The 11,168-nt window shown below is 56.4% G+C and carries 12 protein-coding genes; 4 read left to right on the top strand and 8 right to left on the bottom strand.

Going from position 1 to position 11,168, the window contains the following annotated elements:
• Window positions 1-6: 6 nt before the first annotated feature.
• Window positions 7-252, top strand: coding sequence for a formate dehydrogenase subunit delta (locus tag ACFFLD_RS16300; protein WP_386042241.1), 246 nt, complete (start codon window positions 7-9; stop codon window positions 250-252).
• 93 nt (window positions 253-345) lie between these two features.
• On the opposite strand, the gene ACFFLD_RS16295 is transcribed toward ACFFLD_RS16300, so the two are convergent.
• Window positions 346-2,130 (bottom strand): methyl-accepting chemotaxis protein, encoded by a 1,785-nt coding sequence (locus ACFFLD_RS16295; protein ID WP_386042239.1) that lies wholly within the window; start codon window positions 2,128-2,130, stop codon window positions 346-348.
• A gap of 412 nt (window positions 2,131-2,542) precedes the next feature.
• Between ACFFLD_RS16295 and ACFFLD_RS16290 the strand changes: the two genes are divergently transcribed.
• The gene (locus tag ACFFLD_RS16290; protein ID WP_386042237.1) at window positions 2,543-3,469 is read left to right on the top strand and encodes a YihY/virulence factor BrkB family protein; all 927 of its coding nucleotides are present in this window, start codon (window positions 2,543-2,545) and stop codon (window positions 3,467-3,469) included.
• A 26-nt stretch (window positions 3,470-3,495) separates the two neighbouring features.
• Here ACFFLD_RS16290 and ureG read toward each other — a convergent pair whose 3' ends face one another.
• The 7 genes from ureG to ACFFLD_RS16255 form a co-directional block, all read right to left on the bottom strand.
• On the bottom strand, window positions 3,496-4,134 hold the full coding sequence (gene ureG / locus ACFFLD_RS16285; protein WP_386042235.1) for an urease accessory protein UreG: 639 nt from the start codon (window positions 4,132-4,134) through the stop codon (window positions 3,496-3,498).
• Window positions 4,135-4,178: 44 nt separating this feature from the next.
• Window positions 4,179-4,922 (bottom strand): urease accessory protein UreF, encoded by a 744-nt coding sequence (locus tag ACFFLD_RS16280; protein ID WP_386042233.1) that lies wholly within the window; start codon window positions 4,920-4,922, stop codon window positions 4,179-4,181.
• Window positions 4,912-5,451, bottom strand: coding sequence for an urease accessory protein UreE (gene ureE / locus ACFFLD_RS16275; protein ID WP_386042231.1), 540 nt, complete (start codon window positions 5,449-5,451; stop codon window positions 4,912-4,914). The genes ACFFLD_RS16280 and ureE overlap by 11 nt, the downstream gene beginning before the upstream one ends.
• Window positions 5,452-5,658: 207 nt before the next feature.
• Window positions 5,659-7,374: an urease subunit alpha gene (ureC, locus tag ACFFLD_RS16270; protein WP_386042229.1), complete on the bottom strand. Its 1,716-nt coding sequence runs from the start codon at window positions 7,372-7,374 to the stop codon at window positions 5,659-5,661.
• Complete coding sequence (locus tag ACFFLD_RS16265) at window positions 7,371-7,691, bottom strand: urease subunit beta (protein ID WP_386042869.1); 321 nt, start codon at window positions 7,689-7,691, stop codon at window positions 7,371-7,373. The genes ureC and ACFFLD_RS16265 overlap by 4 nt, the downstream gene beginning before the upstream one ends.
• Before the next feature lie 38 nt (window positions 7,692-7,729).
• Window positions 7,730-8,032: an urease subunit gamma gene (locus tag ACFFLD_RS16260; RefSeq protein WP_386042227.1), complete on the bottom strand. Its 303-nt coding sequence runs from the start codon at window positions 8,030-8,032 to the stop codon at window positions 7,730-7,732.
• Between the two features lie 55 nt (window positions 8,033-8,087).
• Window positions 8,088-8,972 carry an urease accessory protein UreD gene (locus ACFFLD_RS16255; protein ID WP_386042225.1) on the bottom strand — a complete coding sequence of 295 codons (885 nt, stop codon included), beginning with the start codon at window positions 8,970-8,972 and terminating at the stop codon, window positions 8,088-8,090.
• A gap of 423 nt (window positions 8,973-9,395) precedes the next feature.
• Here ACFFLD_RS16255 and ACFFLD_RS16250 point away from each other — a divergent pair, with 423 nt between their 5' ends.
• Both ACFFLD_RS16250 and ACFFLD_RS16245 read left to right on the top strand, forming a co-directional pair.
• Window positions 9,396-10,364 (top strand): metal ABC transporter solute-binding protein, Zn/Mn family, encoded by a 969-nt coding sequence (locus tag ACFFLD_RS16250; RefSeq protein WP_386042223.1) that lies wholly within the window; start codon window positions 9,396-9,398, stop codon window positions 10,362-10,364.
• A 20-nt stretch (window positions 10,365-10,384) separates the two neighbouring features.
• The gene (locus ACFFLD_RS16245; RefSeq protein ID WP_386042221.1) at window positions 10,385-11,167 is read left to right on the top strand and encodes a metal ABC transporter ATP-binding protein; all 783 of its coding nucleotides are present in this window, start codon (window positions 10,385-10,387) and stop codon (window positions 11,165-11,167) included.
• The last annotated feature ends 1 nt before the right edge of the window (window position 11,168 follow it).

The raw sequence follows: 11,168 nt of genomic DNA, 5'->3' as shown, positions 1-11,168 counted from the left end.
GTCGCCATGTCGTCGCACAACGATACCAATTTAATTCATATGACCAACCAGATCGCCGCTAATCTGGAGGGTGGTCGCGATGAAGAAGCGGCCGCAGCGGCCACCTGCCGACACCTGGAAACCTTCTGGGCACGCTCAATGAAACAACGCTTGGTGGCCACACTGGCGCGCGAGGATACCGAGCTTTCGCCGCTGGCACGACGGGCCGTCATCATGTTGGAGGAAAAGCTGGTCAAGCAACAGGCCAGCTAAACCGACAGCGTAAACGCAACGGGGCTTGCCAAGTGGCAAGCCCCGTTTTTCATCACTTATTAAGTCTGGCTATTTATTGCCTTACTCAGCGTGTCAGAACGCTTCCCAGTCATCTTCTGAAGCCCGTGTTGTGGAAGGCCGTGTAGTTGAAGACTGGGCTGCTGAAGACTGTGCAGAAAGCGCCGGACGCTTTAGCGCATTATTGGCACTGCCAGGTGAGGCTAACGCTTGGCGCTGTTGCGTAGGTGCGTCTTCGCCAAGCACGAAAGTGTTAATCAACTGACTTAGACGCTCCGCATGATTACGCATATTGGCGGCAGCGGTCGTTGATTCCTCCACCATCGCAGCGTTCTGCTGCGTCATGGTATCCATTTCAGCCACGGCGGTGTTGATCTGACCGATACCAGCGCTTTGCTCTTTAGCACCGGCGGTGATTTCGCCGATTACATCGGTGACTTTCGCCACGCTTTCAACAATCTCACGCATGGTCTCGCCAGCATTGCGCACCAGCTTCGCACCAGAATTGGTATGCTGAACCGACGCATCGATAAGCGCGCGAATTTCTTTGGACGCATCGCTGGAGCGGCTCGCCAACACGCGCACTTCCTGCGCGACTACCGCAAAGCCACGCCCATGTTCACCCGCCCGCGCGGCTTCAACCGAGGCGTTAAGCGCCAGGATATTGGTCTGGAACGCAATGGAGTCGATCATGCTGATGATATCGCTGATACGCGCTGCCGAATCGTTAATATCCTGCATGGTGCTCTCGACCTGCCCCATTGCGCTTTCGCCTTCACGGGCGACTTCAGCAGTGGACAGTACCAGTTGGTTGGCCTGCTGAGCGTTGTCGGCACTGTGATTAACGGTCGAGGTGATCTCTTCCATGGAAGCGGAGGTTTCTTGAAGGTTAGCCGCCGCCTGTTCGGTACGAGTAGCAAGCTCTTCAGAGCTTTGTGAAATTTCACTGGCCGCCTGATGTACGCTAAGCGTGCTGGTGCGCACATCGCGCAAGGTGTCCTGCATCCGCGCCACAAAGGCGTTGAACTGCGTGCTAAGCTCGCCAATTTCGTCGCCGCTTTCAACCGCCAAGCGACGGGTTAAGTCACCGCGCCCTTGGGCAATATCGTGCATCGCGGCAGTGGTGCGCCGAATGGGCCCCAGCGTGCGCCGAACAAAGCCAAAAGCGATCAGAGCAATGATTGAAAACAGTACCAGCCCCAATAACGATGCAAAAATAATACCTCTGCGCAAATCAGCGGCCGCATCGGCTTCTATGGCGGCCATCACCTCATCCACGTCAGAGATGTAAACCCCCGCGCCGACGACCCAGCCCCATTTTTCTAGCTGACCAATATAAGAGAGTTTAGGCTGTGGTTCGTTGGTACCTGGATATTCCCATGGGTATTCGTAGTAACCGCCGCCCCCTTGGCCAACCGAGATAAAGTCGCGCACGATATAGGTGCCATCAGGCGCCTGCAAATCGCTTAGATCCGTGCCTTCACGGGCTGGCGACAGCGGCAACACCACGTTGGTGCCATCCTCTGCGTATACAAAAATATAGTTTTCGCCATCAAAGCGCATAGCCCGCAGTATCTCAGCGGCTCGGGCTTTGGCTTCTTGGTCGTTAGCACCGGCTTGCTCATAAATAGGTGCGATGGCGCTAGTCGCCATTTGCACAATGTCGCGTACCGATTCTCGGCGCTCTTCAATCAATAGCGCTCGTTGTTCACTCAGTGAGTCATAGGTATCTTGACGGGTATGAAATGCACTAAATGTTTCCAAGGCAAGCGTCACGATTAAAACAGGCAGTAATACCAGCAGCAGTACCTTGGCTTGCAACCCCAGGCCTCGTTTAGCATTTGTATTCGTTGTAGCCATTGTGTTCCTTCCAGAATCCGACTTAAGAGAAATATTATTTTGTTAATAAGCGGACTATTTATCGGCCTGGCATGTGTCAACTTTAAACACTTTTGGCGTTTTTTTACTTTATGCGCAATTATTTACCTGCCAATTACACTACCCATAACCTAGGTTAAGGTAGTAAACCGCGAAGACGTTCATGGTGGACGAGTGGTGGCCAGGGATGGCCCGTTTTAGCAAGATGCTAACCACGGTTCTTCGGTTGCCCTGATCTTTTCTACCGCCTGATCAGGGCGACCTTTTTGTCTGTTGCCAACTCTATCCTTCAGCCTTCATTACCAGAATCCCGGCTAGACCATTGCCTGGCGCTTGTTCTTTGCTATCGCTATCAGCGTATCATGGCCTTAGCGTACAAGGAGAGTGGCAAGCCATGATTCGCACATCCCGTTTAATTAACTCAATCTCGCTACTGTTACCTCAGTTGGCTTACTTTGCCTGGCGGGTAGTGTGCAATTTCCTCAGAAATCGCGGCATTTTGTTGGCTGGTGGCGTGGGCTACAACATCCTGCTGTCTATCGTCCCGCTATTCGCCCTACTCTCCGTGCTGTTGACTCAAGTGGTAGATGAAGAGCAATTGTTAGGCGTTCTGGCGATACAGGCACGCCATATGGCGCCTGCTCATGCCGAGGTACTACTGGAAGCCGTGCGCAGCCTGCTAGATTCACGCGATGTGATCGGCATTCTCAGTTTTCCTATCCTGCTTCTCTTTAGCTCGTTCGCTTTTCGTATGCTGGAAGACGCGCTTGCGATCATTTTCCACGCGCCGGAAAGCCCACATATCAAGCGCAGTGCCTGGGTCTCGGTGATGCTCCCCTATGCCTTCATGCTCGTGCTGGGTGCGGGGCTGATGATGCTGACACTGGTGGTCACCCTTGCCAGCTCACTTAATACCTTAGTCATGATGCTGTTTGATCGGCAGCTACCGCTAGCGGGGTTATCAGGAACGGTACTTAACCTGACCAGTTTCGTGGGCGTTTTTCTGCTTTTCAGCGCTATCTATAAAGTGTTACCGGTGGTTCGTATCGCCCTACATCGGGCACTAGTGGGCGGATTTGTAGCCGCGCTGATGTGGGAAGGGGTGAGGCTGCTGCTGGTTTACTATTTCGCCAATCTGTCGTTTGTAAACGCCGTGTATGGCTCGTTGGCGGCGCTGGTGATTGTGCTGATTAGCCTGGAAGTGGGCGCCGTTATTTTATTACTGGGCGCCCAGGTGATTGCCGAACTTGAACGCAATAAACGCCTTGGCCTGCCATGGCATGTTGATCCACGCCGTCAGCCGATCACGCGGGTCGATTGACCCGCTATAACATAAGCGAAATGATACTAGCTAACGGTCACCGCGACCTGGGGGCGGCGCTCATCCAACATTCCCTTGTCGAGGATAAAGCGGATAATCTCTTCAAGCCCTACACCGTCATACAGATTGGTGAAGACGAAGGGCCGTTCGCCGCGCATTTTCTTCGAATCCCGCTCCATCACTTCTAATGACGCATGCACCTGTTCAGCAATATCGATCTTGTTGATGATCAGCAGATCTGACTTGGTAATGCCCGGCCCCCCTTTACGGGGAATTTTATCTCCCGCGGATACGTCGATCACATAGAGCGTAAGATCAGAAAGCTCAGGGCTGAACGTGGCCGACAGGTTATCTCCTCCGGACTCGACCATCACCAGTTCCAGCTTGGGATGTCGTGCCTGTAGTTCATCGATGGCCGCCAGGTTCATGGAGGCGTCTTCGCGAATCGCGGTGTGCGGGCAGCCGCCCGTCTCCACGCCCAGTATGCGATCCGCTGGCAGCGCATCGTGCTTAAGCAAGAAATCGGCGTCTTCGCGGGTATAGATATCGTTCGTAACCACGGCAATATCGTAGTAGTCGCGCAGTGCCAGACAGAGCTGCTTGAGCAGCGCGGTTTTACCAGAGCCCACCGGGCCGCCCACCCCAATGCGTAAACAATGCGTCATCGTTCTTTCCTCATTAATTTCAACGTTATTTGATTTCTCACTATTTAACTTCTAAACAGGCGTGAATATTGGGTTTCGTGCAAGGCGCTGGCCAGCGCCAAACCGGGCAGCACGGGGCCAAGGTCGTCATCATCGAGCGTTAGCGCTACCTCTACCGCCCTAACCAGTTCTGGGCGCAACTGCTCAATAATTCGTTGAGCGGCGGTATGGCCCAGCGGTAACGCTTTACAGGCTACCGCTAGCTGGTTCTCAAGCCACGCCCAGGCAAAGCCCAGTAGTGTATGGCGCACGGACACGCTTCGTGAATGAGCAGTGTAAGCAAACAGCGTCACATAGCCCGGCTGGGACGGTAGCAAGGGCGATAGTAAGCCCTCACTTGAACGTTGTTGCTCGCTGGGCAACAAGTCCAAGCTGCCTAGTAGGCGCTTTAATGAGGCCCCCAGACGGCTGTCTTCAGCGGCAAGCTCAGCGGTTTCGCGAGTAGCGGCCAGCCACTCATCCCACGCGGCGATCGTTTCGCTCGCCGCGTCGCGGTCTGCTTGATCGAATGCTTGATACAGTCGCGCCAGCACCGGCAGTTCACAGCGCGTCAGGCCGTCTTCCAGCACCCCGCTTAGCCAGTCGGCAAGGCTTGGCTCATCGCGAACCCACTCCAGTTCAAACGCACTCTCCAGGCCTTGCGAAAAAGCAAAGGCGCCGATGGGCAGCGCGGGGCTTACCAGTTGCATCAAGCCCAGCAGGGCCAACTCATCGTGTTGGCTTTCTACTGTCACTCTATCAGTGGGCATGGTGATGCTCATGCCCGTGTTCATGGTCATGCCCGTGGTCGTGAGAATGGCCGTGATCGTGGTCGTGAGAATGAGCGTGCCCGCCGCCCACCTGGTTATAAGCCCCCGGTTCCGGGTCGAAGGTGGCGTTGTGGTGCTCCAGCTCGGCACCCAGCAGCTCGGCGAGTTCTTCCAGCACGTGGTCTGGCGGGAAGCGCACCCAGCCGCCTATTTCATCTTCACCCAGCGCCAACTGCACGTGACGATTGCCCAAGTGGTAGGCCAGCCGCGCCAGCGGTAAGCCAGCACTTACTCGCGCGGTAACCACCGGCTCGACAGCGGCGCATACGCGGATCACCTCGCCGCTTTCGGCTTTCAGGCCTTCACCGCTACGCAACACTGGGCCGCGATCCAGGAACAGCCCCAGCTCGCGGCCACTATCGCTGTTGGCTTTCAAACGCCCGCGAATGCGTAGCTCAAAGGGCAACGTGAGCGTGTCGCTGGCGGCACTCGCCTCCACTGGCCCTAAGCGTTCTATCAGTTTCAGCATCTCTACCGTCCTTTCGCTATCTATGAGATTGTGCCGCGGGTAGGCCTACGAGAGGGCGCTGTGAATACCTCCCTGCACGCTACTTTTGCCATCTGACCGCCATGGATGGCGGAAATGCCGGAAATGTATGGAACATTTTCCGGCCATGGCAAAAGACCCTCTCTACGACCTACCCGCTTCACCTCTACCTAAATGAAATAGCCTCAATTAAAACAAATGATAGCGCTGGGCCAGCGGCAGCTCGGTGGCGGGCTCGCAAGTCAGCAGTTCGCCATCGCAGCGCACTTCATAGGTTTGCGGGTCAACGCTTAGCTCGGGGCAAGCATCGTTGTGCTTCATATCCTGCTTGCGCACCTGGCGCACGTTTTTACACGCTGCCAGTTCGCTATTGAGCCCAAGGGTCTCTTTAATGCCTGCATTAAGCGCGGCCTGGCTGACAAAGCTGAGCCGGGTTTGGCTCGCCGCCCGGCCGAAAGCGCCAAACATATAGCGGTAATGCACCGGCTGCGGCGTCGGGATCGACGCATTGGGGTCGCCCATGGGCGCCGCCGCAATCATGCCGCCTTTTAAAATCATCGCTGGCTTCACACCAAAAAAGGCGGGCTTCCAAAGCACCATATCCGCCAGCTTGCCGACTTCAATAGAGCCGACCTCGTGGGCAATGCCATGGGTAATCGCCGGATTGATGGTGTACTTGGCGATATAGCGCTTGGCGCGCAGGTTATCGGCGCCCAGGGCTTCGTCTTCCGGCAGCAGGCCGCGCTGCACTTTCATCTTGTGCGCCGTTTGCCAGGTACGGCAGACCACCTCACCCACGCGCCCCATGGCTTGCGAATCAGAGGCGATCATCGAGATCACGCCCAGATCATGCAGAATATCCTCGGCAGCGATGGTTTCGCGACGAATGCGTGAGTCGGCGAAGGCCACGTCTTCAGGAATATTGGGGTCAAGGTGATGGCAGACCATCAGCATATCGAGGTGCTCGTCGATGGTGTTGACCGTGTAGGGCCGCGTGGGGTTGGTGGAGGACGGCAGCACGTAGGCTTTCGAGCAGGCGGTAAGAATATCCGGCGCATGGCCGCCGCCTGCCCCTTCGGTATGGTAGGTGTGAATACAGCGCTCTTTAAACGCCGCCAGGGTATCTTCCACAAAGCCGGATTCATTCAGGGTATCGGTATGGATCGCCACCTGTACATCGTACGCATCGGCCACGTTAAGGCAGTTATTGATCGACGCTGGCGTGGTGCCCCAATCCTCATGCAGCTTGAGGCCCATGGCACCCGCGTTGAGCTGTTGTTCAAGGGATTCAGGCAGGCTGGCGTTGCCTTTGCCCAGAAAGCCGATGTTCATCGGCATGTCGTCCACCGCCTGAAGCATCTTGCCAATGTGCCAGGCGCCGGGAGTGCAGGTGGTGGCATTGGTGCCGGTCGCCGGGCCAGTGCCGCCACCCAGCATGGTGGTGACGCCACTCATCAGCGCTTCTTCTATCTGCTGAGGGCAGATGAAATGAATATGCGAGTCGATGCCGCCCGCGGTCAGAATCTTGCCTTCACCGGAAATGATTTCGGTGCCAGGCCCAATCACGATCTCGACATCAGGCTGCACATCCGGGTTGCCGGCTTTGCCAATTGCCGCAATGCGACCGTTTTGAATGCCTACGTCAGCTTTGACAATGCCCCACCAGTCGAGAATCAACGCATTGGTGATCACGGTATCCATCACCGTCTCGTCAGCCCGCTGGCTTTGGCCCATGCCGTCGCGGATCACCTTGCCGCCGCCGAACTTCACTTCATCGCCGTAGTGGGTGGCGTCCTTTTCGACTTCAATCCACAGCTCGGTATCGCCCAGGCGCACCCGGTCGCCAACCGTGGGGCCGTACATATCGGCATAGGCTTGCCGACTGATCTTGTTGGTCGGCTTCATTGTTTACCTCCATCGAGCGCACCCATGACATCGCCCCGAAAGCCGTAAATTTCGCGCTTGCCGACAAAGGGGATCAGCGTGACTTCGCGGGACTGGCCGGGCTCAAAGCGGATCGCCGTGCCTGCGGCCACATCCAGCCGGTAGCCACGCGTTTTGGCGCGGTCAAACACTAATGCGGGGTTGGCTTCGGCAAAATGGTAGTGGGAACCGATTTGAACGGGTCGGTCGCCGGTATTCGCCACCTCGACGCTAATCCGCTCGCGCCCAGCACATAGCTCAATATCACCTTCTTTTAACTGATACTGCCCTGGAATCATTGGGCTGGAAATCATGGCAGCCTCCTGGTTGCTGATGACTAATTGATTGGCGTGTGAACGGTCACGAGTTTAGTACCGTCAGGGAAAGTGGCTTCAACCTGCACCTCATCGGCCATGTCGGCCACGCCGTCCATCACGTCCTCGCGGCTGAGTATCTCGCGGCCATAGCTCATCAAGTCCGCGACGCTTCGCCCATCCCGAGCACCTTCCATAATCTCAAAGCTGATCAGCGCCACCGCTTCGGGGTAGTTGAGCTTCAAGCCACGCGCTTTACGACGCTCTGCCAGTTGGGCAGCAGAAAACAACAACAGCTTGTCTTTGTCTCTCGGGGTTAATTCCATGGGGCGTTTCTCCGCATCACAATAGGTAACATCAACAGTAGAACCATAAGGTTGTTCAGGTTAGCCAAATCCGCGGCGTGTGAGCCTCGCGCTCAATCCACCGGGGGCGCAGCACATGCCAGGCCTGCTCGCATAGCGCCCAGGCTTCATTACGGGAACAACCTAGGTAACGTAGCAGCAGCACACCCTGACGCACGGTCACCGCCCAACGAGGATTGTCCGGCAGTGCATCGCGCAGCGCCTCGACGGCCGCGGGCGCATCATTGATACCCACCGCCCATAGCGTGGCCTGTACGGTAGCGCCGCCCTGCCCCCATCGTCCGCTAAAACGCGGGTGCAACGGATCGAGCGGCTGGCGTTCAAGCCACAGCGGCTTGCCATCCAGCGTTAAGCGAAAATGCTGTTCAATACGGCCGGATATATAGGGTAAATCGCTTGCTGGCCGACCCAATGCCATCACCTCCCAGCCCAAGCAACGCGCGCTGCCATGCAGATCAATATGCGTGCGCTGCTCGCCTTTAGAGCCATCAAACGCAATGGTTTCCTGGGGCAACCACTCAAGGGTGCCGCCATCGTCAACGCTGAGGTGGGTGTGCTGGGTCCATGCCACGCCCTGGCTGTCTGCCTTATATAGTTTGTTGGCAGCGGGGGTGGTTAACAGCGCATGCGCGCCGGACTCGATATGTGCCCTCACCGTCAATGCGTCGCCACTCACCAAGCCCCCTGGCGGGTGAAGCACGTATACATGGCATGCACCTGAGCGGCCTTCCGGGTAAAACGGCCGCTGCACGCGCAGTGGCCCCTCATGGCGCGCCTGGGTGAGCCGCGTAACGCCTTCGCGTTGGGCAAAAGTGAGCGCCAGTGATGCTGCCCAGTGGCGGCCTTCATCAAAGCGGTGACCAGAAGTAACCGGCGGTGTTACGAGTTCGTACTGGGTCATGGGTAGCAAAGGCTGCCTTTTCAGTAAGCGATTGCCATATAAATGCAATTTGTGCGCCAAAATGGTGAAAATGAGCCCTAGCGGTCATTCTCATGCTCACATTAGCGGTATAAAAGACCTTCGCTATCGGCACCATCGTTTATATGCACCAATCAGGGTCATTAAAATAATCAACTGCCCCATCATGGAACATTCGCCTAAGCTACGCGTGCGTAAAGTACATACGCGCGAAATACTGGCGCGATACGGGCGCCTGACCCTTCATTGCTCCCTCTTTCAAGCGAGTCATGAAAGCGCTGCACTCACCTTGACATTGCCGTCTATACGCAAGAAACTTAGCCAAGGCTATACTTCTTACTCCATGCAAACCTAATATCACTGCTCAATACTTGCTCACCCTGACTCGACGCTTGGAGCTTAATCATGGCAACAAAGTATGCAATGGCACTCCTGGGACTACTTCCACTCAGCACATTAGCGTCCGCTGAAGAGGCGCCGTTAAATGTCGTGACGACCATTGGCATGATTGCCGATGTCGCTCAAGAAGTCGGTGGCGAGTGCGTCAGCGTTGAAGCCATGATGGGCCCTGGGGTAGATCCCCATCTTTACCAGGCGAGTGCCAGCGACGTGGCCACTTTGCGTGGGGCAGAGCAGATTATTTATTCGGGTTACTCGTTAGAGGGCCAATTGGGTTCGGTGCTGGAAAATTTCTCCCAGCGCACACCGACACTGGCAGTGTCGCCGGCCTCCATCGACCCCAGTTCGTTGATTACGTCACAGGATGTCTATGGGATTGACCCACATTTATGGATGGACGTCTCGTTATGGGCGCAAACCTTACCCGCACTAAGCGAGACGTTCAGCGAGGCGCGTCCGGCCTGTGCCGACACCATCGAGGCCAACACCGAGCGCTACCAAGCCCAACTGCTTGCGCTGCATGAATGGGTCAAGACAAGTATCGCCAGCATCCCCGAGCAACAGCGTGTTCTGGTGACTGCTCACGACGCGTTCAACTATTTTGGCCGCGCGTATGGCATTGAGGTAGAAGGTATTCAAGGGATCAGCACCGAAACCGAAACGGGTATAGCCGATATTCGCAGCATGGCGGATACCGTGGTGGAGCGTGAGATTCCCGCCGTATTCATCGAGAGCACCATTAATCCTCGCACGATCCAGGCAGTGATTGATGCGGCACGCCAGCGTGACCACGACGTGGCGATTGGCGGTGAACTTTATTCGGATGCCATGGGCGATACAGGCACCGTTGACGGCACCTACATGGGTATGATTTATCGCAACACTCAGCACATTGTCGACGCATTGGGTGGGACGCTTGCGCCCCTGCCAGACCCGCTGACCGACTGGGCTGACGAATGGGAACTCGCTCACTGAGCAAGGTAGGCAAATCACACATGGCAAACCCCAGCCCAACAGACACGGCGCTCAGCACCCGACAACTGACCGTTAGCTACCATAACCAGCCGGTGCTTTGGGATATTAACCTGGAGGTGCCTGCTGGCGTCATGGCGGGCATTGTCGGCCCGAATGGTGCGGGCAAAAGCACGCTAATCAAAAGCCTGCTCGGGCTGGTGCCGACACTCTCGGGCGAGGTATTGGTGCATGGTCAGCCTTATGCGTCGCAGCGCAAGCGGGTGGGCTATGTACCACAGCGCTCCAGCGTTGACTGGGACTTTCCTACCACTGCGCTGGATGTGGTGACCATGGGCCTTTACGGTCGCCTGGGCTGGTTTCGACGGCCCGGCCGTAAGGAGCGCCAAGAGGCGCTGGAAGCCTTGGAAATGGTCGGCATGAGTGCCTTTGCCGACCGCCAGATCAGCCAATTGTCCGGCGGGCAGCAGCAGCGGGTTTTTCTCGCCCGCGCGCTAGTTCAACAGGCAGATGTTTATTTTCTCGACGAACCGATGGCCGGTGTGGATGCCACCACCGAGCGCGCGATCATCGATATCCTGCGTCGCCTACGTGATGACGGCAAGACGGTCATTGTCGTACATCACGACCTGCAGACGGTGCGCAGCTATTTCGACTGGCTATTGCTGCTCAATGTGCGCGTCATTGCCAGCGGCAACACCGACGATGTGTTTGACATCAATCATCTTCGCCAGGCCTATGGCGGCCAAATCGCCCTGCTTAACGACAATGATGCGTTAATGTTGCCCACCGCAAAGGGGCAATAAC

The organism is Vreelandella sulfidaeris (assembly GCF_042429665.1).
Lineage (GTDB): Bacteria > Pseudomonadota > Gammaproteobacteria > Pseudomonadales > Halomonadaceae > Vreelandella.
Note: the sequence above shows the minus strand (reverse complement) of the source record. Positions and strands in the feature narration are given on the sequence as shown.

Coding starts and splice junctions, on each gene's coding strand:
- ureE (WP_386042231.1), bottom strand. CDS start 5,451: ATGCTGAAACTGATAGAACGCTTAGGGCCAGTGGAGGCGAGTGCCGCC.
- ACFFLD_RS16260 (WP_386042227.1), bottom strand. CDS start 8,032: ATGGAATTAACCCCGAGAGACAAAGACAAGCTGTTGTTGTTTTCTGCT.
- ACFFLD_RS16255 (WP_386042225.1), bottom strand. CDS start 8,972: ATGACCCAGTACGAACTCGTAACACCGCCGGTTACTTCTGGTCACCGC.
- ACFFLD_RS16300 (WP_386042241.1), top strand. CDS start 7: ATGTCGTCGCACAACGATACCAATTTAATTCATATGACCAACCAGATC.
- ACFFLD_RS16245 (WP_386042221.1), top strand. CDS start 10,385: ATGGCAAACCCCAGCCCAACAGACACGGCGCTCAGCACCCGACAACTG.
- ACFFLD_RS16265 (WP_386042869.1), bottom strand. CDS start 7,691: ATGATTCCAGGGCAGTATCAGTTAAAAGAAGGTGATATTGAGCTATGT.
- ACFFLD_RS16295 (WP_386042239.1), bottom strand. CDS start 2,130: ATGGCTACAACGAATACAAATGCTAAACGAGGCCTGGGGTTGCAAGCC.
- ureG (WP_386042235.1), bottom strand. CDS start 4,134: ATGACGCATTGTTTACGCATTGGGGTGGGCGGCCCGGTGGGCTCTGGT.
- ACFFLD_RS16280 (WP_386042233.1), bottom strand. CDS start 4,922: ATGCCCACTGATAGAGTGACAGTAGAAAGCCAACACGATGAGTTGGCC.
- ureC (WP_386042229.1), bottom strand. CDS start 7,374: ATGAAGCCGACCAACAAGATCAGTCGGCAAGCCTATGCCGATATGTAC.
- ACFFLD_RS16250 (WP_386042223.1), top strand. CDS start 9,396: ATGGCAACAAAGTATGCAATGGCACTCCTGGGACTACTTCCACTCAGC.
- ACFFLD_RS16290 (WP_386042237.1), top strand. CDS start 2,543: ATGATTCGCACATCCCGTTTAATTAACTCAATCTCGCTACTGTTACCT.